This is a genomic window from Pseudomonas sp. NPDC087029 (assembly GCF_044745345.1).
Classification (GTDB): Bacteria; Pseudomonadota; Gammaproteobacteria; order Pseudomonadales; family Pseudomonadaceae; genus Aquipseudomonas; species Aquipseudomonas faucium.
In genome coordinates this window covers 1-26,760 of sequence record NZ_JBIVAB010000025.1, presented here as the reverse complement: position 1 = coordinate 26,760, position 26,760 = coordinate 1, and the positions used below count along the sequence as shown (strand labels likewise).

At 64.5% G+C, this 26,760-nt stretch carries 24 protein-coding genes and 1 pseudogene; 12 read left to right on the top strand and 13 right to left on the bottom strand.

Annotated elements, in window-relative coordinates; translation table 11 throughout:
- Positions 1-122: 122 nt before the first annotated feature.
- From ACIPG5_RS24865 to ACIPG5_RS24845, 5 genes are all read right to left on the bottom strand, one after another.
- Entirely contained in the window at positions 123-824 is a 702-nt protein-coding gene (locus ACIPG5_RS24865; protein WP_176511526.1) for an ABC transporter ATP-binding protein, read from the bottom strand.
- Complete coding sequence (gene livG, locus ACIPG5_RS24860) at positions 825-1,592, bottom strand: high-affinity branched-chain amino acid ABC transporter ATP-binding protein LivG (RefSeq protein WP_003254878.1); 768 nt, start codon at positions 1,590-1,592, stop codon at positions 825-827.
- The gene (locus tag ACIPG5_RS24855) at positions 1,589-2,845 is read right to left on the bottom strand and encodes a high-affinity branched-chain amino acid ABC transporter permease LivM (protein WP_401378682.1); all 1,257 of its coding nucleotides are present in this window, start codon (positions 2,843-2,845) and stop codon (positions 1,589-1,591) included. Before ACIPG5_RS24855 ends, livG begins: the two co-directional genes overlap by 4 nt.
- A complete protein-coding gene (gene livH / locus ACIPG5_RS24850; protein WP_003254876.1) occupies positions 2,842-3,765 on the bottom strand; it encodes a high-affinity branched-chain amino acid ABC transporter permease LivH in 924 nt (307 codons plus the stop codon). Before livH ends, ACIPG5_RS24855 begins: the two co-directional genes overlap by 4 nt.
- A gap of 187 nt (positions 3,766-3,952) precedes the next feature.
- On the bottom strand, positions 3,953-5,068 hold the full coding sequence (locus tag ACIPG5_RS24845) for a branched-chain amino acid ABC transporter substrate-binding protein (protein WP_401378680.1): 1,116 nt from the start codon (positions 5,066-5,068) through the stop codon (positions 3,953-3,955).
- A gap of 359 nt (positions 5,069-5,427) precedes the next feature.
- On the opposite strand from ACIPG5_RS24845, the gene ACIPG5_RS24840 reads away from it, so the two are divergent.
- Both ACIPG5_RS24840 and ACIPG5_RS24835 read left to right on the top strand, forming a co-directional pair.
- On the top strand, positions 5,428-5,733 hold the full coding sequence (locus ACIPG5_RS24840; RefSeq protein ID WP_176511529.1) for a DUF2288 domain-containing protein: 306 nt from the start codon (positions 5,428-5,430) through the stop codon (positions 5,731-5,733).
- A gap of 168 nt (positions 5,734-5,901) precedes the next feature.
- On the top strand, positions 5,902-6,786 hold the full coding sequence (locus ACIPG5_RS24835) for an NAD(P)-dependent oxidoreductase (protein ID WP_401378677.1): 885 nt from the start codon (positions 5,902-5,904) through the stop codon (positions 6,784-6,786).
- Here the strand turns inward: ACIPG5_RS24835 and ACIPG5_RS24830 are convergent.
- A complete protein-coding gene (locus tag ACIPG5_RS24830) occupies positions 6,689-8,953 on the bottom strand; it encodes a putative bifunctional diguanylate cyclase/phosphodiesterase (protein WP_401378675.1) in 2,265 nt (754 codons plus the stop codon). The genes ACIPG5_RS24835 and ACIPG5_RS24830 overlap by 98 nt on opposite strands.
- Before the next feature lie 169 nt (positions 8,954-9,122).
- A complete protein-coding gene (gene rapA / locus ACIPG5_RS24825; RefSeq protein WP_401378673.1) occupies positions 9,123-11,969 on the bottom strand; it encodes an RNA polymerase-associated protein RapA in 2,847 nt (948 codons plus the stop codon).
- Between the two features lie 132 nt (positions 11,970-12,101).
- On the opposite strand from rapA, the gene ACIPG5_RS24820 reads away from it, so the two are divergent.
- From ACIPG5_RS24820 to ACIPG5_RS24790, 7 genes are all read left to right on the top strand, one after another.
- Entirely contained in the window at positions 12,102-12,797 is a 696-nt protein-coding gene (locus ACIPG5_RS24820) for a M949_RS01915 family surface polysaccharide biosynthesis protein (RefSeq protein ID WP_176511533.1), read from the top strand.
- 108 nt (positions 12,798-12,905) lie between these two features.
- Entirely contained in the window at positions 12,906-13,235 is a 330-nt protein-coding gene (locus ACIPG5_RS24815; RefSeq protein WP_176511534.1) for an aspartate-semialdehyde dehydrogenase, read from the top strand.
- Positions 13,236-13,302: 67 nt separating this feature from the next.
- The gene (locus ACIPG5_RS24810) at positions 13,303-13,464 is read left to right on the top strand and encodes a hypothetical protein (RefSeq protein WP_008097464.1); all 162 of its coding nucleotides are present in this window, start codon (positions 13,303-13,305) and stop codon (positions 13,462-13,464) included.
- Between the two features lie 138 nt (positions 13,465-13,602).
- A complete protein-coding gene (gene ccoM / locus ACIPG5_RS24805; protein ID WP_008097462.1) occupies positions 13,603-13,719 on the top strand; it encodes a cytochrome c oxidase subunit CcoM in 117 nt (38 codons plus the stop codon).
- A 185-nt stretch (positions 13,720-13,904) separates the two neighbouring features.
- A complete protein-coding gene (locus ACIPG5_RS24800; protein ID WP_401378671.1) occupies positions 13,905-15,893 on the top strand; it encodes an FUSC family protein in 1,989 nt (662 codons plus the stop codon).
- The gene (locus ACIPG5_RS24795; protein WP_176511536.1) at positions 15,880-16,086 is read left to right on the top strand and encodes a DUF1656 domain-containing protein; all 207 of its coding nucleotides are present in this window, start codon (positions 15,880-15,882) and stop codon (positions 16,084-16,086) included. Before ACIPG5_RS24800 ends, ACIPG5_RS24795 begins: the two co-directional genes overlap by 14 nt.
- 11 nt (positions 16,087-16,097) lie before the next feature.
- Entirely contained in the window at positions 16,098-16,967 is an 870-nt protein-coding gene (locus ACIPG5_RS24790; RefSeq protein ID WP_176511537.1) for an HlyD family secretion protein, read from the top strand.
- A 33-nt stretch (positions 16,968-17,000) separates the two neighbouring features.
- Here the strand turns inward: ACIPG5_RS24790 and ACIPG5_RS24785 are convergent, their stop codons facing one another.
- Complete coding sequence (locus ACIPG5_RS24785) at positions 17,001-17,759, bottom strand: SDR family NAD(P)-dependent oxidoreductase (protein WP_401378669.1); 759 nt, start codon at positions 17,757-17,759, stop codon at positions 17,001-17,003.
- A gap of 112 nt (positions 17,760-17,871) precedes the next feature.
- Between ACIPG5_RS24785 and ACIPG5_RS24780 the strand changes: the two genes are divergently transcribed.
- Positions 17,872-18,789 carry a LysR substrate-binding domain-containing protein gene (locus ACIPG5_RS24780; RefSeq protein WP_401378668.1) on the top strand — a complete coding sequence of 306 codons (918 nt, stop codon included), beginning with the start codon at positions 17,872-17,874 and terminating at the stop codon, positions 18,787-18,789.
- On the opposite strand, the gene ACIPG5_RS24775 is transcribed toward ACIPG5_RS24780, so the two are convergent.
- Positions 18,728-19,954, bottom strand: a complete 1,227-nt coding sequence (locus ACIPG5_RS24775; RefSeq protein ID WP_401378666.1) for an ATP-binding protein — start codon at positions 19,952-19,954, stop codon at positions 18,728-18,730. The two genes, ACIPG5_RS24780 and ACIPG5_RS24775, sit on opposite strands and share 62 nt — an antisense overlap.
- Before the next feature lie 182 nt (positions 19,955-20,136).
- Between ACIPG5_RS24775 and ACIPG5_RS24770 the strand changes: the two genes are divergently transcribed.
- Entirely contained in the window at positions 20,137-20,457 is a 321-nt protein-coding gene (locus ACIPG5_RS24770) for a DUF2025 family protein (RefSeq protein ID WP_176511541.1), read from the top strand.
- A 9-nt stretch (positions 20,458-20,466) separates the two neighbouring features.
- Here ACIPG5_RS24770 and ACIPG5_RS24765 read toward each other — a convergent pair whose 3' ends face one another.
- Together ACIPG5_RS24765 and ACIPG5_RS24760 are read right to left on the bottom strand one after the other, a co-directional pair.
- On the bottom strand, positions 20,467-23,064 hold the full coding sequence (locus ACIPG5_RS24765) for an EAL domain-containing protein (RefSeq protein ID WP_401378664.1): 2,598 nt from the start codon (positions 23,062-23,064) through the stop codon (positions 20,467-20,469).
- Positions 23,065-23,119: 55 nt separating this feature from the next.
- Positions 23,120-24,196 carry a diguanylate cyclase gene (locus ACIPG5_RS24760; RefSeq protein WP_401378662.1) on the bottom strand — a complete coding sequence of 359 codons (1,077 nt, stop codon included), beginning with the start codon at positions 24,194-24,196 and terminating at the stop codon, positions 23,120-23,122.
- Between the two features lie 127 nt (positions 24,197-24,323).
- Here ACIPG5_RS24760 and ACIPG5_RS24755 point away from each other — a divergent pair, with 127 nt between their 5' ends.
- On the top strand, positions 24,324-25,418 hold the full coding sequence (locus tag ACIPG5_RS24755; protein WP_401378660.1) for an MBL fold metallo-hydrolase: 1,095 nt from the start codon (positions 24,324-24,326) through the stop codon (positions 25,416-25,418).
- A gap of 3 nt (positions 25,419-25,421) precedes the next feature.
- Here the strand turns inward: ACIPG5_RS24755 and ACIPG5_RS24750 are convergent, their stop codons facing one another.
- Together ACIPG5_RS24750 and ACIPG5_RS24745 are read right to left on the bottom strand one after the other, a co-directional pair.
- Entirely contained in the window at positions 25,422-26,318 is an 897-nt protein-coding gene (locus ACIPG5_RS24750; RefSeq protein WP_176511545.1) for a formate/nitrite transporter family protein, read from the bottom strand.
- Positions 26,319-26,527: 209 nt separating this feature from the next.
- Positions 26,528-26,760 (bottom strand): annotated as a pseudogene (locus tag ACIPG5_RS24745) (hypothetical protein); the annotation flags it as partial.

Below are 26,760 nucleotides of genomic sequence, written 5' to 3'. Positions count from 1 at the left end.
GCTGCGTAGTGCCTGTACCGGCCCCATCGCTGGCAAGCCAGCTCCCACAGGAGGCGTGCGCTGGCTTGCCAGCGATGGGGCCGGTACAGGCAGAAAAAAGGGCCCGAAGGCCCTTTTCCCAATCAACCGCCCAGGTAGGCGTCGCGCACTTTCGGGTCGGTCAGCAAGGCCTCGCCCGTGCCCTGCATCACCACCCGTCCGTTCTCCAGCACATAGGCCCGGTCGGCGATCTTCAGCGCCTGGTTGGCGTTCTGCTCCACCAGGAACACCGTCACGCCATCGCGGCGCAGCTGTTCGATGATATCGAAGATCTGCTGGATGATGATCGGCGCCAGCCCCAGCGAAGGCTCGTCGAGCAGCAACAGCTTGGGCTTGCTCATCAGCGCCCGGCCGATGGCCAGCATCTGCTGCTCGCCGCCGGACATGGTGCCGCCACGCTGGATGTAACGCTCCTTCAGGCGCGGAAACAGCTGCAGCACCTTGTCCAGCTGCGCCTGATAGTCGCCCTTGTCGGTGAAGAAGCCACCCATGGCCAGGTTTTCCTCGACAGTCAGGCGGGCGAACACGCGGCGGCCTTCCGGCACCACCGCGATGCTCTTGCGCATGATGTGCGAGGAAGGCTGGCCGACCAGCTCTTCACCCAGGTACTTGATGCTGCCACTGTGCGCCTGCGGCGAGCCGCACAGGGTCATCAGCAGGGTCGACTTGCCGGCGCCGTTGGCACCGATCAGGGTGACGATCTCGCCCTGGTTGATTTCCACGTTGACGCTGTGCAGCGCCTGGATCTTGCCGTAGAAGGTGGAAACGTTCTCGAACTTCAGCATTTACGCTTCCCCCAGGTAGGCTTTGATCACGTCAGGGTTGTCGCGGATCTCCTCCGGCGTGCCGTGGGCCAGGGGCGTGCCCTGGTTGATCACGACGATGTGGTCGGAAATGCTCATCACCAGCTTCATGTCGTGCTCGATCAGCAGCACGGTGACGTTGTGCGACTCGCGCAGGTAGGCGATCAGCGCCTTGAGGTCTTCGGTCTCCTTGGGGTTCAGGCCGGCAGCCGGTTCGTCGAGCATGATGATGCGTGGCTGGGTCATCATGCAGCGGGCGATTTCCAGGCGGCGCTGCTGGCCGTAGGCGAGGGTGCCGGCGGTGCGGTTGGCGAACTCGGTCAGGTTGACCTTCTCCAGCCAGTACTGCGCACGCTCCATGGCCTCCTTCTCGCTGCGGCGGAAGCTCGGGGTCTTGAACAGGCCGGCGAAGAAGTTGGTGTTGAGGTGGCGGTGCTGGGCGATCAGCAGGTTCTCCAGCGCGGTCATTTCCTTGAACAGGCGCACGTTCTGGAAGGTCCGCACCACGCCCTTGCGGGCGATCTGGTGGCCGGCCAGGCCCTGGATCGGCTGGCCGTCGAGCAGGATGGTGCCGCCGCTGGGCTTGTAGAAGCCGGTGAGGCAGTTGAACACCGTGGTCTTGCCGGCGCCGTTCGGGCCGATCAGCGCCACCACCTGTTTTTCCTTGACGGTCAGGGCCACGCCGTTGACCGCCAACAAGCCGCCGAAGCGCATGCTCAGGCCGCTGACTTGCAGAATTTCGCGGCTCATCGACGCAGCTCCATGTGTGGACGTTGCATAGGCAGCAGGCCTTGCGGACGCCAGATCATCATCAACACCATCAGCGCACCGAACATCAGCATCCGGTATTCGCTGAACTCACGCATCAGCTCGGGCAGCAGGATCATCACGATGGCCGCGAGAATCACGCCCAGTTGTGAGCCCATGCCGCCGAGCACGACGATGGCGAGGATGATCGCCGACTCGATGAAGGTGAACGACTCCGGTGTCACCAGGCCCTGGCGCGCGGCGAAGAAGCTGCCGGCGAAGCCCGCGAAGCAGGCGCCCAGGGTGAAGGCCGAAAGCTTGATCACGGTCGGGTTCAGGCCCAGAGCCCGGCAGGCGATCTCGTCTTCGCGCAGGGCTTCCCAGGCGCGGCCGATCGGCATGCGCAGCAGGCGGTTGATGACGAACAGCGCCAGCAGGGCCAGCAGCAGGGCTACCAGGTAGAGGAAGATGACCTTGTTGATCGAGTTGTATTCCAGCCCGAAGAACTCATGGAAGGTCTGCATCCCCTCGGCCGCACGGCGTTCGAAGGTCAGGCCGAAGAACTCCGGCTTGGGGATGTTGCTGATGCCGTTCGGGCCGCCGGTCCAGTCGGTGAGGTTACGCAGGAACAGGCGGATGATCTCGCCGAAGCCGAGCGTCACGATCGCCAGGTAGTCACCGCGCAGGCGCAGCACCGGGAAGCCGAGCAAGAAGCCGAAGGTGGCGGCCATCAGGCCGGCGATCGGCAGGCAGACCCAGAAGCTCCAGCCCAGGTAGTGCGAGAGCATCGCATAGCTGTAGGCACCCACCGCATAGAAGCCCACATACCCCAGGTCGAGCAGGCCGGCCAGGCCCACCACGATGTTCAGGCCAAGGCCCAGCAGCACGTAGATCAGGATCAGCGTGGCGATGTCGACCGCCCCGCGTGAACCGAAGAACGGCCATACCAGGGCAGCGGCGATCAGGCCGATGATGATGTAGCGCTGGGTCTTGGGCAGGGTGAGGTAGTTGCTGACTGCCGGCGGGATCAGCTTGCGATCCGAACGGCGGCCCATCACCGAACTCCACTGCTTGTCGAACAGCACGCGCAGGAACATCAGCACCGAACACACGGCGATGATGCTGAGGGTGAACGAACCCTGGCTATGGACCGACAGGCTGATGCCGTCGATGCTCAGTTTCAGGCCCAGCACCGGGAAGGCCACGGCCCATACCAGCAAGGCGGCGAAGAACGCCTGTTTGAGATTTCTGTTCATACTTTTTCAACCTCCGGGCGGCCGAGGATGCCGGTCGGCCGGAACAGCAAGACAAGAACCAACAGGCCGAATGCCACCACGTCCTTGTACTGGTCGCCGAAGATGTCGGCGCCGAAGGCCTCGGCCACGCCCAGCACCAGCCCGCCGAGCATCGCGCCCGGGATGCTGCCGATGCCACCCAGTACCGCCGCGGTGAAGGCCTTCAGGCCCACCAGGAAACCGGCGTTGGGGTTGATGACCCCGTACTGCATGCTCAGCAGCACGGCCGCCACGGCTGCCAGGGCAGCACCGATGACGAAGGTCAGGGCGATGATGTTGTTGGTGTTGATGCCCAGCAGGTTGGCCATCTTGATGTCCTCGGCGCAGGCGCGGCAGGCGCGCCCCAGGCGGGAACGGGAGATGAACAGGGTGAGCAGGGTCATGGCCACCAGGGTGACCACGAACACCAGGACTTGCATGTAGCTGATCAGTACTTCTTCAGCACCGCCTGGCCCGAAGGAGAAGCTCCCGGGGATCAGGTTGGGGATGGATTTGTCCTTGGAGTCCTGCGACAGCAAGACAGTGTTCTGCAGGAAGATCGACATGCCGATGGCGGAAATCAGCGGGATCAGACGGTTGCTGTTGCGCAGGGGGCGGTAGGCAACCCGTTCGATGCTGTAGCCATAGGCACTGGTGACGAAGATCGTCGCGACGAAGGCAACGGTCATCAGGATCGGCAGCGAGTGGATACCCATCATGGCCAGGCCCGCCAGGGCGATGAAGGCCACGTAGGATCCGATCATGTAAACCTCGCCGTGGGCGAAGTTGATCATGCCAATGATGCCGTACACCATCGTGTAGCCGATGGCGATCAACGCATAGGTGCTGCCGATGGTCAATCCATTAACCAGTTGTTGGAAGAAATGGTAGATCTCAGGCATTACAGCGCTCCTAAAAACCTGATTTGCATTTCGCCGGCCGGGTGACGGCCAGGAAACCGCGGGTGACGGTTTTAAGATTTTCAGGTGAGCCCGCTGCCGGATCGCGGCAACCAGGCCCATGAACCTCGTAAAACAAAGCCCACTGCTCGCACAGTGGGCTTTTACGGTCAGCTATTTAGTCACGCAGTTACTGAGGGGAGACTTCAGTCTTCGGTTTGCCGAAGTGCCATTCGTAGACCACGAACTTGAAGTCTTTCAGGTCGCCCTTGGCGTCGTAGGAGAGCTCGCCGGTCGGGGTCTTGAAGGTACCGGCGTGGATGGCTTCGGCCACCTTGGCGGTGTCTTCGGACTTGGCCGCTTCGATACCCTTGGCGATCAGCTCGACAGCCGAGTAGGCCGGGAACACGAACGGGCCGCTTGGGTCCTTGCCGTCAGCCTTGATGGCCTCGACGATGGCCTTGTTTTCCGGGTCGGCGTCGAACGATTTCGGCAGGGTGACCAGCAGGCCTTCGGAAGCGCCCTGGGCAATCTGCGAGATCGAGTCGTTACCCACGCCTTCTGGGCCCATGAACTTGGCTTTCAGGCCCTTTTCCTGAGCCTGGCGCAGGATCAGGCCCAGCTCTGGGTGGTAGCCGCCGTAGTAGACGAAGTCGACGTTGTTCTGCTTGAGCTTCTGGATGATCGAGGAGAAGTCCTTGTCACCGGCGTTCAGGCCTTCGAACACGGCAACCTTGACGCCTTTCTTCTCCAGGGTCTGCTTGACCGCGGTGGCGATGCCTTCACCGTATTGCTGCTTGTCGTGCAGCACGGCCACCACTTTCGGTTTGACGTGGTCGGCGATGTAGTTGCCGGCGGCCGGGCCCTGGGCGCTGTCCAGGCCGATGGTGCGGAAGATCAGTTTGTAACCACGGGTGGTGATGTCCGGGCTGGTGGCAGCCGGGGTGATCATGATCACGCCTTCGTCTTCGTAGATGTCGGACGCAGGCTGAGTCGAGCTGGAGCACAGGTGGCCGATGACGAACTTGACGCCGTCGTTGACCACTTTGTTGGCGACTGCCACGGCCTGTTTAGGGTCGCAGGCGTCGTCGTATTCCACGGCTTCAAGTTTTTTGCCATCGACGCCGCCCTTGGCGTTGATGTCCTTGATGGCCTGTTTGGCGCCGATGAACTGCATGTCGCCGTACTGGGTCACAGGGCCCGTCTTGGGACCGGCGATGCCGATCTTGATGGTATCGGCGGCAAACGAATGGCTGGCTACCCCTGCCAGAACCATTGCGGCGAACAGCTTGGAAATCTTGATCATAGTGCTCCACTCATTCTGTTGTAATTCTTATAGTCCTGGCGGCCAGGGCTACAGACCGGGCGGGATTGCAGCATGGCCACGCCACACTGCATGCCCACCTTCCCCCGGAACATGTCCCGGAAACTGTACCGGTACAGTGTAGAGCGCTGTTCGAGCGCTTGAAAAGCGGGCGAAAAGTGCCTAATTCGAGGGTTGTCGCATGGTCGACACAAAGATACAAAAAGGCGCCATCAAATTGCCCGTATCTGCGGCCCCACCCCACACGTTCGGGGCCAATCGACCAAATTACTGTTTTGAAACCGGGTTTTTCTGCAAAAATGCAGGCCTTTTTTATAGGCCGTTTTTGCGGGTACAAACCCATGACTGATCAAACAAGCACCCTCTATGCCAAATTGCTTGGCGAGACCGCGACCATCGAGTGGAAAGCCTTGGAGCGCTTCTGGGCCAAGGGTGACCTGATTTGGGTCGACCCGGGCCTGGACCTGATCGAGGTTGCCACGGCAATGGCCGAGAATCGCGGCGAAATCTTCGCCAAGTGGCGCAGTGATGGCACTGTCGGCCCGGTCACGACCGAGCAGGCGCTCGACCTGCAAAGCCGCGATCCAGAGATATGGGCGGTGGTGGTATCGCCGTTCATCGTGATCCAGGTGAAGAGCCCGGTGTGATCGCGCGCCGTTTTGGTGCGTGAAAATGCACAGCTGCCTCGCCTTGGTGCTTGAAGGCGTGCAGGCGGGTAGAGGTAGGTAACAATTTGGCGTGGCGGTAACAGTTTACGGAATGCGTAATGGGCCGCGCTGCGGCCCGCTGATTTTCGAATTTGCCAGGAGTGCTCGATGCGTTCAGAACTTCCTTCACTTGGATTCGCCGGAATCGGCCTGATGGGCCTGCCCATGTGCCGGCGCCTGCTGGCCGCGGGCTTCCCGTTGACCGTCTGGAACCGCAGCCCGGAGAAATGCGCCGAGCTGGTTGCCGCAGGCGCGCGCCTGGCGGCAAGCCCCGCCGAGTTGTGCCGCGACAACGACATGGTGCTGCTGTGCCTGGCCGATACCGCTGTGGTCCGTGAGGTGGTGTTCGGCGAGCACGGCATCGCCATGGGCGGGCGCAGCGGGCAACTGCTGGTCGATTTCTCCAGCCTGGAGCCGACCGCCACCCGCGAGATGGCTGCCGAGCTGGCAGCGCTGTGCGGCATGGCCTGGCTGGATACGCCGGTGTCTGGCGGCACCCCTGGCGCCGAGGCGGGCACGTTGGCGATCATGGTCGGCGGCGAGGCGGCGCATCTTGAGCGGGCGCGCCCGGTCCTGCAGGTGCTCGGCCAGCGCGTGACGCACATGGGCGGCGTGGGGGCAGGGCAGGTGACCAAGGCCTGCAACCAGATGATCGTGGCCTGCAACGCCCTGGTGATTGCCGAGGTGGTGGCCCTGGCCGAACAGTCCGGGGTCGATGCCAGTCTCATCGCCGAGGCCCTGGCGGGTGGTTTTGCCGATTCCAAGCCGCTGCAGATCCTCGCGCCGCAAATGGCTGCCAGCGATTACGAACCGATCAAGTGGCATGTGCGCACGCTGCTCAAGGACCTCGATGGTGCGGTCAAGCTGTCCCGCGAGCAGGGCTCGGCGACGCCGCTCAGTGGCCTTGCCGCGCAATTGATGCGTTTGCACGGTAGCCAGGGCTATCTGCAAAAAGATCCGGCGACCCTGGTAGAGCTGTATCGCAATAAGTGATGGGGGCGAAGTCCTGGCGGTCGAGCCGGTCGAGGATCGGCCGCAGATCTGCCAGGGCCACGGGGCGGCTGAGCAGGTAGCCCTGCAGGAAGTCGCAGCCGTTGCTGGCCAGGAACGCGTACTGCTCGGCGGTTTCCACCCCTTCGCTGACCACCTGCAGGTGCAGGGTATGGGCCATGGCGATGATGGCCTGGACGATCTCGCGGTCCTTCAGGCTGCCGGGCACCTCCTGCAGGAAGGAACGGTCGATCTTCAGCACATCCAGCGGCAGGCGCTTGAGGTAGGCCAGTGACGAATAGCCGGTGCCGAAGTCGTCGATCGACAGGCTCACGCCCTGGCTGCGAATGCGCTTGAGCAGGCTGACGGTGCGCTGGATATCGCCGACCAGGGCGTTTTCGGTGACTTCCAGCTCCAGGTGGCGTGGCGCCAGGCCCGCCTGGAACAAGGCCATTTCCACCTCCTGCGCCAGCGCCTCGTGGCCCAGGGTCAGCGCCGAGCAATTGACCGTGACCTGGAGGTTGCCGTAGCCGTGGCGCTGCAGCTGGGCCAGGTCGGCGCAGGCATGGCGCAGCACCCACAGGTCGAGGTCGACGATCAGCCCATTGGCTTCGGCAATGCCGATGAAGCGGTCTGGCCCGAGCAGGCCATGCTGCGGGTGCTGCCAGCGCACCAGTGCCTCGAGCTTGGCCACCTGGCCATTGTGCAGGTCGAAGATCGGCTGGTAATGCACGCACAGCCCGCGCTCTTCGAGCAGGGCGACGCGCAGCTCTTCTTCCAGTTGCAGTTCCAGGGTGGCGCGGCTTTTCAGGCTGCTGTTGAAGAAATGCAGGCTGTTGCGCCCGCTGCCCTTGGATTGGTAGAGGGCCAGGTCGGCATGCTTGAGCAGCTCTTCGGCGGTCTGGCCATCGTCCGGGAACACGCTGATGCCGATGCTGGTGGTCATCACCATGCGCCGGCCGCCCAGGTCGATCGGCTCCTTCATGCGCTGCATGATGCGCTGGGCCAGGTGGCGGGCCTCGTCGCGGTTGCTGAGGCTGGTGACCACGCAGAACTCATCGCCGCCGAAACGCGCGACCAGGTCCTGGTGGCGGGTGGCAGCCTTGATGTGGCTGGCGATGCCTTTGAGCAGTTCATCGCCCGCCGCGTGGCCCAGGCTGTCGTTGATGCGCTTGAAATGGTCGATGTCGAGGAACATCACCGCCAGCAGGTCTTCGCTGGCGCTGTGCTCCGCCAGCCGCTCGGCGAACACCTGGTTGAAGCCGCGGCGGTTGACCAGGTTGGTCAGCGCGTCGTAGTGCGCGGCCTGTTGCAGCGACGCCCGCGCCTGGTCGAGCTGGCTGAGCAGGTTGCTGACCCGGCGCAGGTCGTGCTCCTTGCTCTGCAGCTTCTTGTCGGCGAGGGCGGCGCTGATGCTGCTGCCACTGATCAACAGGGTGATGAAGGCGATGGTCAGGCCCAGTTGCAGGCTGTTGTCGCCTGAGGGCAGGCGCAGGGCGGTGTCCGGGGCGATGACCAGGGTCATGGCGGCCATGGCCGTGAAGTGGGTGGCGACGATGCCGCCTGCCATCAGCAGCGCGGCGCCGGTTTTCAGCAGCTGGTGCTGGCGGCCGCTGCCGTTGCGAAAGTAGCGCGCCAGCAGCAAGGCGCCGAGGCTGGTCAGCAGGGCGATGCCGGCGCTGCCCAGCAGCGGGCCGGTCTTGTAGAACTGCTGCGCGCCGGTTTGCAGCGCGGCCATGCCCACGAAATGCATGAGGATGATGCCCAGGCCGATCAGCAAGGCGCTCTGCAGGTAATGCTGTGGGCGCATGTGGGTGCGGTCGAGGCTGTTCATCGCCAGCCACGCCACCACCAGGGCAATCAGCAGCGAGAGGCCGGTCAGCGGCACGTCATAGTGCATTTCCACCGGCGCCTGGAACGCCAGCATGCTGATGAAGTGCATGGCCCAGATCCCGCCGGCCAGGCAGCAGGCGCCAAGCACGCGCCATTGCCGTTGGGCGGTGGCGTGTTCGCTGTGGGACTGGCGTTCGGCCATGTCCAGGGTGGCGAAGCAGGCTGCACTGGCCACCGCGAACGCGATCAGGATCAACAGCGGTTCATGCCGGCAGTCCATGACGATGCGGCCCGAAACGGGCAGTTCGGCGAACAATTGCAGACCCAACCATTCCATTGCTTGCCTCATCTTCGAGTGGGCACTCGAGGCAGTATAGAAAGGGGTGATTAAGCCTTCCGGAATAATGGCATATTGATCTCTACGATTTGGTTATCGGATCAATAGCGTGGGGAAATAAAGCGAGGGGAGGGTGGGGGCGCTTGCGCGCCCCCGGGGTAATGCTGAATCAGCCTGCAACCAGCACGCGGATCGCCTCCAGGCGCAATGCGGCCTTGTCCAGCATGGCCAGGCCGTCTTCACGCTGCTTGCGCAGGGTGTCGATCTCGCTGTCGCGCACGCTTGGGTTGACGGCCTTGAGGGCTGTCAGGCGCGCCAGCTCTTCGTCGGCCTCGGCGGCCAGGCGGCGCTGGGCCTCGGCCACGCGCTCGACGTGGGTCGGCAGGATCTTCTCTTCGCCACCGCTGATGCGCTTGGCCAGCACGTCGCGCTGGGCCTGGATGAACTTGTTGGCGCTGGCCCGCGGCACGCTTTCGAGCTGGTCGTTGAGGGTTTCGAAGGCCACGCGCGAGGCCAGGTCGTTGCCGTTGGCATCGAGCAGGCAGCGCAGCGCCGCAGGCGGCAGGTAACGGCCCAGTTGCAGGCTGCGCGGCGCCACCACTTCACTGACGAACAATAGCTCGAGCAGCACGGTGCCTGGCTTGAGTGCCTTGTTCTTGATCAGCGCGACGGCGGTGTTGCCCATCGAGCCGGACAGCACCAGGTCCATGCCGCCCTGCACCATCGGGTGCTCCCAGGTCAGGAACTGCATGTCTTCGCGCGACAGCGCCTGGGCGCGGTCGTAGGTGATGGTCACGCCTTCGTCGTCGCCCAGCGGGAAGCTGGCGTCGAGCATCTTCTCGCTCGGCTTGAGGATCAGGGCGTTTTCCGAATGGTCCTCGCTGTCGATGCCGAAGGCGTCGAACAGGGTTTCCATGTAGATCGGCAGGGCGAACTGGTCGTCCTGCTCGAGGATCGCCTCCACCAGCGCCTGGCCTTCGCCGGCGCCGCCGGAGTTGAGCTCCAGCAGGCGGTCGCGGCCGCTGTGCAGCTCGGCTTCCAGGCGCTCGCGCTCGCCACGGGCTTCGGCCACCAGCGCGGTCCAGGCCTTGGCCTCGCCCCCTTCGAGCATCGGCAGCAGGCGCGGGCCAAACTGATGCTGCAGGGCGTTGCCGGTCGGGCAGGTGTTGAGGAAGGCGTTGAGGCCTTCGTGGTACCACTGGAACAGGCGCTCTTGCGGGCTGTCCTGCAGGTACGGGATGTGCAACTGGATGGTGTGCTTCTGGCCGATGCGGTCGAGGCGGCCGATGCGCTGCTCGAGCAGGTCGGGGTGGGCCGGCAGGTCGAACATCACCAGGTGATGGGCGAACTGGAAGTTGCGGCCTTCGCTGCCGATCTCGGAGCAGATCAGCACCTGGGCGCCAAATTCCTCGTCGGCGAAGTAGGCGGCCGCGCGGTCCCGTTCGAGGATGCTCATGCCTTCGTGGAACACCGTGGCCGGGATGCCGGAGCGCACGCGCAGGGCGTCTTCGAGGTCCATGGCGGTTTCGGCGTGGGCGCAGATCACCAGGACCTTGGTGCGCTTGAGCATCTTCAGGGTGTCGATCAGCCAGTCGACCCGCGGGTCGAAGCGCCACCAGCGTTCTTCATCGCTGGTTTCGCCCTGGGCCTGGAAGGCGACTTCCGGGTACAGCTCGGCATGCTCGCCGGCCGGCAGGTCGCGGTACTGCTCGGGGTTGGCCAGCGGGTAGGGGTGCAGTTGGCGCTCGGGGAAGCCCTGGATCGCCGCACGGGTGTTGCGAAACAGCACGCGGCCGGTGCCGTGGCGGTCGAGCAGTTCGCGGATCAGCCGCGCGCTGGCCTGGCTGTCGCCATCGCTGACGGCTGCCAGCAGGGCTTCGCCTTCGCTGCCCAGGAAGCCCTGGATGGTGGCGTGGGCCTTGGGCGACAGGCGGCCTTCATCGAGCAGTTCCTGCACCGCTTCGGCCACCGGGCGATAGTGCTCGCTCTCGGCGCGGAAGGCGGCCAGGTCGTGGAAACGGTTGGGGTCGAGCAGGCGCAGGCGGGCAAAGTGGCTGTCCTGGCCCAGTTGCTCGGGGGTGGCGGTGAGCAGCAACACGCCAGGGATGACCTGGGCCAGTTGCTCGACCAAATTGTACTCGGCGCTGGCCTGCTCTTCGTGCCAGACCAGGTGGTGGGCTTCGTCGACCACCAGCATGTCCCAGCCGGCGGCGAACAGCGCGTCCTGGGCCTTTTCGTCATCGACCAGCCACTCCAGGGCGACCAGCGCCAGCTGGGCATCCTCGAACGGGTTGCTGGCATCGCTCTCGATGAAGCGTTCGGCGTCGAACAGTGCCACCTGCAGGTTGAAGCGCCGGCGCATTTCCACCAGCCACTGGTGCTGGAGGTTTTCCGGCACCAGGATCAGCACGCGGCTGGCGCGGCCGGACAGCAGTTGGCGGTGGATCACCAGGCCCGCCTCGATGGTCTTGCCCAGGCCCACTTCGTCGGCCAGCAAAACGCGTGGCGCGCTGCGGTCGGCCACTTCACGAGCAATGTGCAACTGGTGGGCGATCGGCTGCGCGCGGCAGCCGCCCAGGCCCCACAGCGACGACTGCATCTGCTTGCTGGTGTGATGCAGGGTGTTGTAGCGCAGGCTGAACCATGACAGCGGGTCGATCTGGCCGGCGAACAGGCGGTCGCTGGCCAGGCGGAACTGGATGAAGTTCGACAGCTGGGTTTCCGGCAGGGTGCGCGCCTGGTTCTGGCCGTCGAGGCCGTGGTAGACCATCAGCCCGTCGATGTCCTCGACCTCGCGCACGGTCAGCTTCCAGCCTTCGAAGTGGGTGATCTGGTCACCTGGCGAGAAGCGCACGCGGGTCAGCGGCGCATTGCGCAGGGAATACTGGCGGGTGTCGCCAGTGGCCGGGTAGAGCACGGTCAACAGGCGGCCATCCTGTGCCAGGATGGTCCCCAGGCCGAGCTCTGCTTCGCTGTCGCTGATCCAGCGTTGCCCCGGTTGATACTGCTGCGCCATACTGCCTGAACTCCCGCGATGAAAAGCCGGCTATGTTAACGGATAGGCCGGGCTGACCATAGACTTGAAAGACCATCAGTCTAGCTGTTTCATCACAGAAAACCGTCTTGCTGACGAGGGCTTCGTACTCACATGCCGCTCAAGCACCGCTGGTTGAACGCCTCCATGGCCCTGGGCAGCGTGCTGCTGCTCAGCGCCTGTGATCAGAAAAATTTCGAAACCTTGCCGCCGATTCCCGTCGAGCAGCTCGAAGTGCTGGGTGTGCAGACGCCGATCAAGAGCGTGCATTTTCGCGACCGCGACGGCGAGGGCCTGCTGGTGCTCAGCCGCAGCGACGGCCAGGCGGTGGATGCCGAGTCCGAGCAGGAAGTGGACAAGGTGGTGCTCAAGGCCACCTTGTACGGGCGCGGCGCGGCCAGCGACGCGTTCAAGGCGCGCTGGCAGATCGAGCAGGAAACCACCTGCTCCGGCCTGGACCTGGATGTCGACTTCTATACCGACGTCAGTGATGTCAGCGACCTGAACAAGGATGGCGTCGCCGAAGTGACGGTGGCCAGCCATTCGTTCTGCGGCGGCGGCATCGACCCCCACGACATCGCCATCGAGATGCGCGAAGGCCAGGCCAGCTACACCATCACCGGCCAGTCGCTGATCACCCCGGCGGGCGAAGAGCCGGTGGGCGGCGAGCGTGAAGACAGCGCATCGCTGAAAAACGCCCCGCAGGTTTTGCGTGACCACATGGACGCCGTCTGGCAGCAGGTCTACAAGCGCCCCTGGAGCGAGGCCAGCCCGCCGGTCGACGACGACCCGGACGACGAAGCCGAATAATCGCTGTCCATACAGGCAGGGTGCGGCCGTGACCGGCCGCACATTCTCGCCTGGCGCTGCTCAAGGTGGTGGCTGGCTGGCCGATACAGTGGGCACAGGAGAACATTCATGCTGCCGCCGATCATTCCGCTCAGTGCCGCACCCGTGACCTCGCAACAGGACCCGGTCAAGCCGACCCCTGACATCAAGCCGGTGGTCCCCGCGCAGCCCTCGTCCGGCGAAAGCGCCATCGACCTCAAGCACCAGCGCGACCCGCAAGAGCAGGCGCTGTTGTTGCGTGACGAGCAGCGCCGCCAGCAACGGCGCAACAGCAAGGGCGATGAAGAGCGCTACAGCGCGCTGCCCGGTGATGAAGTCAACGCCGACAACACCGTGCCGGTGGCCCCGCTGATGGGCGAGCACCCACGCCAGGGGCTGCTGGTCGACATCGAAGTCTGAGCCAGGGCTGGCCATGGCCGGCGCCTGGCTTCATCATGCACGTCTCTGTTGACCGTCGAGCCTGCCCATGAGCCAAGACAACCTCATCGACTTCGATGCCGAACGCGCCAAGCGCGTCCACGACCTCAAGGAAAAACGCCTGAACGAAGTGCGCCAGGCGTTCGAGCAAGCCATGCCGCTGGGCAAGGCGAAGAAGAAAAAGCCCAAGGGCAAGCCCAAGAAGCGCTGAAACTTGACGCAGGTCAACCCTGCGCCCGCCTCGCCTGCCCGGTCCCGGGCAGCATTGACCTCGATCAATTTCCCCCGCCCCGGCATTCGTTACCTTGCATCCATCGGACAACGGCAAACGAATCAGGAGGCCCATGACATGTTCTTCGACAATGTGGTTATCGCGGGTGTGGTAACGGTCGGGTTGATGTTCGCCTTCTTTGCCGGTCTGGGCATTTTCATCTGGAAGGACTCGAACAAGCGCAAGCCGCGCTGACCTTCCCGATACACGAGCACGCAAGGCATTTAGGGCGACTTCGGTCGCCTATTTTTTTGCCTGCGATTTGCTGCGCCAACTTCCGCCCTACAAAGATGATTAGCTAGCTAATTAATCGTTTCGGCATTATCCTGCGCTGCGTTGTCTATCGTTTACCTCAACCATCCCCCCGCAAGGTCCGATTCGTGCCCATCACCCTACAGGCCCTGTTCGCACCCACCCGCCTGGCCCTCAAGTTCGCCATCAAGACCTTGCTCGGCGGCGGCCTGGCCTTGTGGCTGGCGATGCGCTGGGGGCTGGAGCAGCCGGCCTGGGCCTTGATGACCGCGTTCATCGTCGCCCAGCCGCTGTCCGGGATGGTGGTGCAGAAGGGCCTGGCTCGGCTGGCCGGGACGCTGGTCGGCACCTTCATGTCGGTGGTGTTCATTGGCCTGTTCGCCCAGACCCCCTGGCTGTTCCTGATTGCCCTGGCGCTGTGGCTGGCGCTGTGCACGGCCGCTTCCACGCAACTGCGCAGCGCCTGGGCCTATGCCTTCGTGCTGGCCGGCTACACCGCCGCCATCATCGCCCTGCCGGCGATCGACCACCCGCTGCAGGTGTTCGACCAGGCCGTGGCGCGCTGTACCGAAATCTGCCTGGGCATTTTCTGCGCCACCGCCACCAGCGCCTTGCTCTGGCCCATGCGCGTCGAGCAGCAGCTTGCCGTGCAGGCGCGCCAGGCCTGGCAGAACGGCCTGCAGGCGGCCAGCGCCATGCTCGGCGGCGAGGATGAGGCGCGCAAAGGGTTGCTGGAGATTCTCGGGCGTATCGTTGCCATCGATACCCAGCGCGAACATGCCTGGTTCGAGGGGCCGCGCGGGCGCCAGCGGGCCAGGGCGATTCGCGGGCTGAGCCAGAAACTGATGGTGTTGCTGCGCATTTCACGCTCGGTGCGCCGGCAATGGCGCCAGCTCGATGAGCAGCAAGCCATTGCCCTTGGCCCCTGGATGGAAGAAGTGCGCGCCGGGTTGGCCAACCCAGACCAACCCACCCTGCTGCTGTTGCGCCAGCGCATCTGGGATGCCGCCCACGCCGAGCAGATCAGCTCGGCCGAGCACTTCTGCCTGGCCCGCATGGCCTTGCTGCTCGACTACGCCATGGCCGCCACCCAGGCGCTGGACGATGTCGAGGCCGGGCGCACGCCCAAGGCGGACGGCCAGGGCCTGGCCGCGCACCGCGATTGGTCGCTGGCGCTGCTGTTCGGCTCGCGCAGTGCCCTGGCGTTCCTGGTCATGAGCAGCTTCTGGCTGGCCACCGCCTGGCCTTCGGCACCGGGTGGCCTGGTGTTGACGTGCGTGGTCTGCAGCTTGTTCGCCAGCCGTGAAAACGGCGCGCAGATCGGCCTGAGTTTCTTGCGCGGCATCTTGCTGGCGATCCCGGTGGCGTTTCTGGTCGGGCAAATCATCCTGCCGCAGTGGAGCAGCTTCGCCATGCTCTGCCTGGGCCTGGGCGTGCCGCTGTTTCTCGGGGCGCTGGGCATGGCGCATCCGCGTACCGGCGCTACGGCCACTTCCTATTGCCTGCATTGCATCGTCCTGGTGGCGCCGCTCAATGCCATGCAGTTTGGCGTGGCGAGCATGCTCAACAGCGCCTTGGCCATGCTGGTGGGGGTGAGCGCCGCGGTGCTGGCGTTCCGCTTGCTGGTGTTTCGTCACCCGGCCTGGCTCGGCCGCCGACTGCGGGCCGCAACGCAAAGTGACCTGGTACGCCTGACCCGGCGTGACCTGCGCGGCGCCGATACCTGGTTTGGCGGGCGCATGGCCGACCGCCTGATGCAGCTTGCCCGTCAGGCCAACGAATTGCCCGAGGCCGAGCGCAAGCGCTGGGACGATGGCCTGCATGGCCTGGATATCGGCGATGAGCTGGTGCACCTGCGCATGTGCCTGGCGGTGGCCCAGGCGCCGCTGGGCGCGGCTGAGCGGCAGTATCTGGAGCAATTGCAAGCGGTGCTGGCCCAAGGGCCGGCTGCCGGGCGCGGCGAGCGCCTGGATGCCGCCAGCGAGCAGTTCATCGCCGCGCTGCAGCGCCTGCCGTCCAGTGACCCGTTGCGCCTGGCCGAAGGCGCCGTGCTGCAGTTGCAGAAAAGTTGGCGTAAATGGTGCCGCTGGCAGGAGGAAGCCCATGGGCTTGCGTGAATGGGCCTTGGGCGGCGTGCTGCTCAGCCCTTTTCTAATCTACGTGTTGATGGCCCTGGTGCTCACCGGCGCCTTGCGCCTGGTGGTCCAGGCCACCCCGCTGGCGCGCTGGATCTGGCATGAAGCCTTGTTCGATGCGGCCATGTTCGTGTGTGTGTTGTACCTGGTGGTTCGCCTGCTGGGGCCTTTGTAAGGAGTGATTCGATGCGTGCTGTCGTCCGTACCCTGGTGACCCTTTGCGTGGTCGCCATCGCCGTTCTGGCCGGCTACCAGCTCTGGCAGTACTACATGCTCACCCCGTGGACACGGGATGCCCGGGTGCGCGCCGATGTGGTGGTGATCGCCCCCGATGTGTCCGGCTGGGTGCGCGAGCTCAAGGTGCAGGACAACCAGCAGGTCAAGGCTGGCGAGCTGCTGATGACCATCGACCGCGAGCGCTTCCAGGCGGCCTTCGACCAGGCCAGCGCCGTGGCCGAGACGCGCACCCAGCAGTTGCACCTGCGCGAACGCGAAGCGGCGCGGCGCACGGCGCTGGGCCCGGAGGCCATCAGCGCCGAGCTGCGGGAAAACGCCCAGATCAACGCGGCTATCGCCCGTGGCGAGCTGCATGAAGCCCAAGCCCAGTTGCAGGTGGCGAAAATCAACCTGGCGCGCAGCGAAGTGCGCGCCCCGCGCGACGGGCATATCACCAACCTGCGCCTGGCCCAGGGCAACTATGTGAACACCGGCCAGGCCGTGATGGCCCTGGTGGATGATTCGACCTTCTATATCCAGGCCTATTTCGAAGAGACCAAGCTGCCGCGCATTCGCGTGGGCGACTCGGTGAAGGTCTGGCTGATGGGCGCGGGGGAGGCGATGCAAGGGCATGTGCAGAGCATCAGCCGCGGCATCACCGACCGCAACAGCAACCCCGACAGCCAGCTGTTGCCGGAGGTCGAGCCGACCTTCAACTGGGTGCGGCTGGCGCAGCGCATCCCGGTGCGGATCAAGCTGGACGAGATCCCCCAGGGCGTGAACCTCAGTGCCGGGATGACGGCCAGCGTCCAGGTCCATGAAGACATCGTCGACCGGTAAGGGCCAAGGGGCCGCACGGCGGCCCCCAGGCATTCACAGGAACATGCCCCCGGAAACCTCCAGCCGCTGCCCGGTGATCCAGCCGTTGCCTTCCTCCAGCAACAGGGCGATCGCCGCACCGATGTCATCCGGCAGGCCGGCGCGGCCCAGGGCCGTGTTCCCGGCGACGTAGTCATTGAGCTGCGGGTTGTCGCGCACCGCGCCGCCGCTGAAATCGGTCTCGATCGCCCCCGGGGCGAGAATGTTGACGCGGATGCCACGGGCGCCCAGCTCCCTGGCCTGGTAGCGGGTCAGCACCTCCATCGCGCCCTTCATGGCGGCGTAGGCCGCGTGGCCCGGCAACGAAAAGCGCGCAAGGCCCGAGGAAATGTTGACGATGCGCCCGCCATCCTCCAGCAGCGCCAGCATGCGCTGGGTGAGGAAGAACGGCCCCTTGAGGTGGATGTTCAGCAACTGGTCGAACTGCGCCTCGCTGGTTTCGCTGAATGGCGCGTTGAGGCCGATGCCGGCGTTGTTCACCAGGAAGTCGAAACGCTCGCGGCCAAACTGGCTGCGCAGGGTTTCGCCCAGGCGCTCGGCGAAGGCTGCGAAGCTGCTGCTGTCGCCGACGTCCAGTTGCAGCATCGCCGCCTTTGCCCCGGCCTGTTGCAGGCGCTCGGCCAAGGCGTGGGCTTCGTCGGCCTGGCTGTGGTAGGTGCCGATGATGTCGATGCCGCGTGCGGCCAGGTGTTCGGCGGCGTTGCGGCCCAGGCCGCGGCTGGCGCCGGTGATCAGAGCAATCTTGCGGGTCATGGCGGTTTCCTCATTGGGGTGGATGGGAAACAGGTTATTGGTCGCGCATGGGCTGTTAAATCCAGCAAATATGGAAATACTGTTCGCATTAACCGAACAATCGGAAGCCGGTATGAACAAGTTGGAGTTGTTGCGCACCTTCGTCCGGGTGAGTGAAGTGAGCAGTTTCACCTTGGCGGCCGAAAGCCTGGGCCTGCCGCGTTCGACGGTGTCGGAGCAGGTCAGGGCCCTCGAGCAGATGCTTGGCACACGCCTGTTCAACCGCACCACGCGGCGCATGCAGGCAACCCAGGATGGCGCGTTGCTGTACGAGCGCAGCAAGGACCTGTTGTCGGGCATGGACGAGATCGAAAACCTGTTCCGCGCCGACGATGCCGAGCTTGCCGGCTGCCTGCGGGTCGACATGCCGACCATGATGGCGCGGCGCGTCATCATCCCGGCCTTGCCGCACTTTCTGGAGCGCTTCCCGCGCCTGGAAGTGGAGATCAGCTGCACCGACCGTCAGGTCGACCTGCTGCGCGAAGGTTTCGACTGTGTGATGCGCATCGGCGCGCTCAGCGACCTGGACGTGGTGGCGCGGCCGATCGGCCAGTTGAGCATGTGCAATTGCGCCAGCCCCGCCTACCTGGCCCGCCATGGCGTGCCGCAGCGCCTCGAGGACCTGGCCGGGCACCGCCTGGTGCACTACGTGCGCAACCTCGGCGGGCGCAGTGCAGGTTTTGAATACCAGCACGCAGGCCAGGTGCACTACCAGGCCATGGCGGGCGGGGTAACGGTGAACAATGCCGAGGCCTATTCGGCGGCCTGCCTGGCGGGGCTGGGGTTGATCCAGGTGCCGGCGGTGGGGGTGGCGGAGCACTTGCTGCGGGGTGAACTGGTGGCGGTGCTGCCAGCCTGGCAGGCCGAGGCCATGCCGGTGTCGTTGCTGTACGCCCGGCAACGGCATGTGCCGCGCCGGGTGCAGGCCTTCATGAACTGGCTGGCGGGGCTGCTTGCAACTCAGGTCGACCCAGCGGCAGGTGGAAGCTGAACAAGGTGCCTTGCAGGGCGTCGGACACCACCTCCATGCGCCCGCCATGGGAGAGGGCAATCTGGTTGGCGATGTACAGCCCCAGCCCCAGGCCTTGCTGCGGCTCGTCGGCCAATGGCCGGGTGAAGGGCTGGAACAGCTGGCTCAGGGTCTGTGCGGCAATCGGGCGCCCGCGGTTGTGCACGCTGAGCACGAACTCATCGTCGGCGATGGCGGCCTTGACCGTCACCGGCCCATGCGGGTCGCCATGCACCAGGGCATTGGCAATGAGGTTGGACAGCAGCTGGGTGACCCGTTCGCGGTCGCAACGCAGGTCGCCGAGCACGCCGATGTCGAGCACGATCTGGCGCAGCGGATGCACCCCTTGCAGCTCCGAGGCCACATGCCTGAGGCCTTCGGCCAGGTCAGGGCAGGGCTGCTGGTTCAACGGGATGCCGGTGCCGAGCCGGCCACGGGCGAAGTCCAGCACGTCACGCACCAGCTGTGAGGCACGCCGGCCGCAGGTGTGGATGTGCTGGGCGATGACGCGGTTCTTCTCGTCCTCCAGGCGCTGGGCCAGCAGTTCGGCCCCTGCGGTGATGGCGAACAGCGGGTTGCGCAGGTCGTGGCCGAGCACGGCAATGAACTGCTCGCGCAGTTCGGCCATGGCCCGTTCCTGAAGCAGCGCCCGCTCGGTGCGCTGGGCGTTTTCCTCGCTCTCGATCTGGATCGCCAGCAGGCGGGCGAACGACTCCATCATCGGCTGGATCGCGCTGCCCTTGAGCGCCGCCGGGATAGGGTCGAGCGCACAGATGGTGCCGAAAAAGCTGCCATCGGTGCGAAACACCGGCACTGAAATGTAGCTTTCGAAGCGATACAGCTTGGGGGTGTGATGGCCGCAGTACTGTTTGTCCTCGCTGGCCTTGTCGATCACGATGGTCTGGTGGGTGCTGCGGATCTCATGGCACAGCGTGGTGGCCACGTCGAGTTCGCCGCCGGCATCCAGGCCGAAATCCAGGGTGTCGAGCACGGCACAGGCGACCCAGTGGTTTTCGGTGACCCGTGCCACGGCGGCAAAACGCATGCCGGTGGTTTCACAGATGACCTGGAGAATGGCGGGCACCGCGTTGATGCGGGCGATGGTAGCGATATCGGCGCTGATATCGGCGCTGATGGCGTCTGTCATGAACGGTCCCGGTATTGGCGACGGAGGGGCAGCATTCATTCTAGCGGGCCTGCCGGCAGATGACGAAAAACCTTGGCGAAACAACGGCCACCTGCGCTAGGCTGGGCGAGCGCGTTGCCCAGCAGAGGCAACCGCTGCCCGCCTGGCGTGCGTCACTTCCGTCTTTATTGCGAGGTTACGTCATGGCCATCACTTCCCTGGACATCTGCAGCGCCGCCGACCAGCTCAAGGGCTTCGTCGGTTTTCATGGCAAGCGCGGGGTCCACATCGTGCGGTTTTCCGAGGACGCGTTCGGCATGGACGTGGCGGATGACAGCATCACCCCGTGCAGCGAATTCGTCTGGCGGCCGCAACAGGGCCAGCGCATGGCCTTGTGCCGCGAGCGGCTGGGGTTGCTGTTGCAGCAGCATGTGGACGACCGCCTGAACATCGCCGAGCCGCTGCGCGTCTACCTGCGTCGCAGTGACTTGCCGGAGATCGTCGCGGACCGCGCCCTGCGTTGAATGCCGGGTTCAACTGCGCCGGCTTGCACTGGCATCGGCAGGCGATGTGGGCAATTGCTCCAGCAACTGCTCGAAGCCTGCCTTGTCCAGCGGCCGGCTCAGGTAATAGCCCTGCACTTCATGGCAGCGGTCACCTTCCAGCGCGCGCAATTGCTGTTCGGTCTCGACCCCTTCGGCGGTTACCGTCAAGCCCATGGCTTCGCCCAGGTTGATGATCGCCTGCACCACCGCCCGGTCGCTGCTGCCGGCGTTGCTCAGCCCGGCAATGAAGCGTTTGTCGATCTTGATGCTGTCGAACGGGTAGGTGCGCAGGTAACCGAGCGATGAATAGCCGGTGCCGAAATCATCCATGTTCAGGCGCACGCCCAGCTCCTTGAGTGCCTGCATGGTCGCCAGCGCGCCTTCGATGTCGTTGAGCATCACGTTTTCGGTGATCTCCAGCTCCAGGCGTTGGGCGGGGAAGCCGGTTTCCACGAGAATGTCACGCACATCGGCCACCACGTCGCTGCGCAGGAACTGTGCCGGCGACAGGTTTACCGAGACCAGCAGCTGCCCGGGCCAGCCCTGGGCATTGCGGCAGGCCTCGCGCAGCACCCAGCGGCCGAGGCTGACGATCAGCTCGCTCTGTTCGGCCAGCGCGATGAAGGTGTCCGGGCCAAGCAGGCCTTCCTGCGGATGCTGCCAGCGCAGCAGGGCTTCGACCGAGACGATGCGCAGGTCGCCCAGGCGGTAGCGCGGTTGGTAATGAAGGACGAACTCGTTGTTGCGCAGGGCGCGGCGCAAGTCGTTTTCCAGTTGCCGGCGGTACTGGATCTGCTGGTTCATCTCGGCGGCAAAGTAGCGCCAGGTATTCTTGCCGTCGGCCTTGGCCTGGTACAGGGCGATATCGGCGCAGCGTATCAGCTCGCCGGCATCAAAGCCCTGGGTGCGGGTCTGGGCGATGCCGATGCTGGCGCCCACGTGCAGCGCTTGGTCCTCGAAGGGGATGGGTTGTCGCAGCAGCTCGATCAGCCGCTGGCACAGCCGGTCGACCTCGTGGCGGTTGTCCACGCCTGCCAGCACCAGCACGAATTCGTCGCCGCCCAGGCGTGCGACCAGGTCGACATCGCGGGTGGTATCGCGCAAGCGCGCGGCCACCTCCTGCAGCACTGCATCACCGGCGGGATGCCCAAGGGAATCGTTGATCGGCTTGAAGTTGTCGAGGTCGAGCAGCAGCAAGGTCAAGGGTGCCGAGTCGCTACCGCGCAATAACGCCTGCTCCAGGTGCCGGGCGAGCTTGTTGCGGTTGGCAAGGCCCGTCAGCGGGTCGTGCAGCGACAGGTGTTGGATGCGTGCGTGGGCTGCCACTTCGTCGGTGATGTCGCTGGCGGTGCCACGAAAGCCTGCCAGCTTGCCGTCGTACACGATCGCCCGTGCCGAGATCCGGCAAAAACGGCTCTGGCCATTGTGGTCACGGTAGGCGCAGCGCAGGTTGGCCGGTTGTTCCGAGTCGGCCTCGACCTGGGCGTCCAGCCAGGGTGACAGGGGCGTGGTGTCGCAACTGAGCAGTTGGTTGAGCGGTTGCCCGAGCCAGACCTCCACCGGGTCGCCGGTCACCTTGACGAAACGCTGCGACAGATAAGTCAGCCGCTGCTGCCGGTCGGTTTCCCAGATCCAGTCGGAAGCGGCCTCGGCCACGGCGCGAAAACGCTGCTCGCTGGCCTCCAGTGCATGGTTGCTCTGTTGCAGGCGCTCCAGGCTCAGGTCGATGGCCCGCGAGCTGTGCAGGGCATGGCGGAACAGGTAGAGCATCACCAGGCCCAGTACCAGCAATGCGCCGAGCAACGGCGGCAGCACCGCCCAGAGCAGTTGCCGGCCGGGCAGGGGGCTGGTCCAGGCCAGGTGGTAGCCGCTGTCGCCCAGGGCGATCTGGTGTTCACCGGGGTTGCCGCGATTCTTTTCGATATGCATGTGCGCAAGGCCTGCGCCGGCACCCAGTTGGCCGAGCTTTTCTTCGGTGAGCTGGTCGATGAACAGCATCACCGGCGCCTGGCTCACTTCGGCATCGGTCACTTCCCGGTCAGGGCGCACGGCGGCGGCGCTGAGCACTGCCGGCCAGCCATTGAACAGCACGAAATGGGTGACCTGCTCGCGTGCGCTGGCTGCTGCACGGGCCTGGGCAATGATCGCGGGGAGGGGGCTGTCGACAAAACTGCCGGCCGGGGCCTGGGTGGGCTTGCCCTTGAACAGCGCGTAGCTGGTGCGCTGGTCGTCCACCACGAACACGCCTTCGTAGCCGCTGGCGCTGTACAGCGACTCGCCGATGTTCTTCTGCTCGTAGGCCCACTGCCAATCCACCTGGGGCGTCAGGTGTTGGTAGGCGCTGTCCCACACGGCGTAGCTGGAGAGGAACTGGCGTGAGGCCTGCAGGCGTTGCTGCAGCGCCTGGGAGGCGTGGAACGCACTGCGCGCCTGCTCCTGGTTGTCGAGGGTGGCGGCGATGTTGAACAGGGCACCGAGGGTTACCAGGCAGGCGAGGCCGAAGACCGCACAAAAGCCTGCGATCAGGCGCCGGACCTGAACACGTGGGGTGGGGCTGGTGGGCGTGACGTCGGCGATCCTGGCCATACGCGAGCGACTCCTTCTTGAGCTGCCGCCCCGCGTCGGTCAATCGGCGAGGGGTTCAGTCAGGATAGGCGAGCCTGAGCGGCGTGCCTTCGCCGGTGGCGAAATTGACCTGGTCGCGGCCCTGGCGCTTGGCGCTGTAGAGCGCCTGGTCGGCCAGTTCCAGCCAGCGTTCGGGGCATGGCAGGCCTGCCTGGAAGGCCGACAGGCCGATACTCAGGCTGATCTTCAGGTGCGGAAGCTGCGGGTTGCGGTAGCTGGCCACCTGCTGGCGCAGGCGTTCCATGGCCTGGCAGGCCTGGGCCTCGCTGGCGCCCGGGAGAATCACGCAGAACTCATCGCCGCCGTAGCGCCCGGCCAGGTCGCTCTCGCGCAGGTTGCGCTTGAGTTCATCGCTCAACTGGCGCAGCACACAGTCGCCGACCACGTGGCCGAAGGTGTCGTTGATGGTCTTGAAATGGTCGATGTCGATCAGGGCGATCACGGCGGGCTGCTGTTGCTGCTGGCAGGTCTGGAACTGCAACAGCAGCGCATCTTTCCAGGCGCCGTGGTTGAGCAGGCCGGTGAGGCTGTCGGTCAGGCTCAGGGCGCTGAGGCGGCGCTTGTGCTCGGCGAGCTTGATCGCCAGGCGGTAGCAGACCCAGCCCAGGGCCAGCGGATAGAGGGTCAGCATCGGCAGGCAGGCGTAGACCTGCAGCGGCGAGGTGGTCAATTGCAGGCCGGTGCCCAGCAGCGCGCTGGCCAGCAGCATGCCCGCAAGTTGCGCCAAGGCGCCGCGCACGACCATCCGTTTGCCCCCGGCGGCTACGTTGTTCATGGTCATCATCGACAGCACGGTGACCGTGGGCAGCGGGTTGAAGTGCATGGCCGCGGTCCAGAAGCCGCCCATCAGCGAGTCCAGCAGCAGGTTGCGCTGCTCTGCCTGGTAAGGCGCCGTGGAGCGTGCCGCCCACTGATAGGCCACATGCGGCCACAGCAGGCCGTTGAACAGCAGCAGCACCCAGGCCCACGGGGGCGGCGACAGCGGCGCGATAGCGGCGGCCACGCTGAACAGGCCAATGCCCAGGCCGACGATGCGCGGCAGGTAGATGCGCCTGACGAAAGAAAGTCCCTTGCCGCTACGGTTGTCCTTCATGGTTTTCGTTCTTCTGTTGAAGCGCCGTTTATCGCATAAGTCGCGTGAATATTGTTGAACAGTGTTTCATCGTCGAAAAATGACCTTACAAGCCAATTCACGGTTAGTACGACCACTGTGGAGTAACATGAAGGCTTTCCTCTTGCTTGGAGTGCTGCTGCTCATGATGCCCATGGCTAACCCCGCCGGCGAGTCGGCGCCGCAGCGGGATGGACGTTTTCACAACCAGGCCAGCCTGCCCCAGGATGGCGTGCTTAAAAAGCTGCGCATCGGCCTTAAATACCTGTTCCTGCGCAAACCGCCGGAAACCCGGCCGGCGACGGCGATCAGCGTACAGCCCATGACCCGCCAGCAGGTGCTCGACGCACCGGACCACAGCCTGTGGCGGCTGGGCCATTCAACAGTATTGCTCAAGCTGCGCGGGCGCTTCTTCATCACCGACCCGGTGTTCGCCGAACGCGCCTCGCCGGTGCAGTGGGCCGGGCCGCTGCGCTTTCATGCGCCGCCACTGTCGTTGGCGGAACTGCCTGCGCTGGCGGCGGTGATTCTCTCCCACGATCATTTCGATCACCTTGACGAACAGGCCATTCGCCAGTTGGCATCACGCAGCGAGCGCTTTCTGGCACCGCTGGGGGTGGGTGATCTGCTGATCGAATGGGGCGTGCCGGCGAGCAAGGTCACGCAGCTGGACTGGTGGCAGGAAACGGAAGTGGAAGGTGTGCGTTTCATCGCCACGCCGGCCCAGCACTTCTCCGGGCGCGGGTTGTTCGACAGCAACCGGACCCTGTGGGCGTCCTGGGTTGTGATCGATGATCAGTTGCGCGTGTTCTTCAGTGGCGACACCGGCTACTTCGACGGCTTTCGGCAGATCGGCGAGCGCTTCGGGCCGTTCGACCTGACCCTGGTCGAAACCGGTGCCTACAACCTGGCCTGGCCCAATGTGCACATGCAGCCGGAGCAGAGCTTGCAGGCGCACCTGGATCTGCGCGGGCGCTGGATGCTGCCGATTCACAACGGCACCTTCGACTTGTCGTTGCACGGCTGGCAGGAGCCATTCGAGCGCATCGTCGCCCTGGCCGGCGCGGCGCAGGTACGCCTGAGTACGCCGCAGATGGGCGAGCGGGTGAGCCTCGACTCGCCCCATGAAGGGCAGAACTGGTGGCAACCGCGGCCGGCGCGCGAGCGGGGCAGGGGGCCTGAGCGCGCGCTGGCGGGGCAGTGAAGGTCACTTGCGGGTTTTGTCCGGTCCGCGTGATGCGGGTTTTTCCTCCTTTAATAGCTGCGAGGGCGGCTTGCCGCTGTCGCTACGTACCTGGGCGTGGCTGATCAAGGCGAAGATGAAGCTGCCACCGATGATGTTGCCGGCCAGGGTCGGCAACGCGAAATGCAGCCAGAAGCTTTGCCAGGTCTGCTCGCCGGCCCACACCAGATAGGACACTTCCACCGAACCGACGACGATGTGGGTGAAGTCACCGAGTGCCATGAGGTAGGTGATCATCAGGATGATCCAGATCTTGGCCTGCTCCATGGAGGGGATCATCCAGACCATGGTGGCGATCATCCAGCCCGAGACGATGCCCTTGGCGAACATCTGGCTGAGGTCGTTCTTCATCACCTTGCGGCCGACTTCGAGGAAGGCGACGTCGGTCTTGCTGTCGAAGATCGGCAGCTCGAGCATCACCCAGGCGACCAGCAACGTGCCTGCCAGGTTACCCAGCAGCACCACGCCCCACAGCCTTAGCAGGCGGCCAAGGTTGGCGAGGGTAGGGGTGGTCATGACCGGCAGCACGGCTGTCAGGGTGTTTTCGGTAAACAGTTGCTGGCGCGCCAGGATCACGGCGAGGAAGCCGGCGCTGTAGCCCAGGCTGGCGATCACCTGTGCGCTTTCGCCATCTGGCAGGCGGGAATACAAGAGCCCCATGGCCATGAAAGAAAGGCCCATGGTCAGGCCCGCTGCCAGCGCCGACCACCACAGCGCTGCCAGGGTGCGCTCCAGTTCCTGGTCGCCCTGGGTGCGGATGATCTCGTGCAGCACGGCCGCCCGCGGGGGCTGGTTATGGCTGACTTCCTGTTCCTCGTCCGCCGACAGGCCGGGGGTCTTGTCGCTTTGCGCATCGCTCATGGCCGTTAAGCTCCACGGGGTATTTCTCTAGAGAGCGATGACGGGTGCATTTAGTTGCCAGAGGGGCAGTAAATGAAGATCGAAAGTTTTTTCAGATCAAGGTGTTGACTCTGATTTCAAAGCGCGTATTATTCGCCTCCTCGCAGCGTTGAACGCAACGAGGCAAGCGGTAAGTTGTTGAGGTGAAAGGCTTTTGAAAGAAAGTCGCTTCAGAAAAACTTCAAAACAAACGCTTGACAGCAAATGAGGAAAGCGTAGAATGCGCGCCTCGGTTGAGACGAAAGGCTCTTAACCAAACGCTCTTTAACAAATTGAATCAAGCAATTCGTGTGGGTGCTTGTGAGTATGGACTGATAGTCAAAAAGATTATCAGCATCACAAGTGGCCATGCGAGAAATCACATAGTCATTTGAGATTGCTGAGCCAAGTTTAGGGTTTCTTA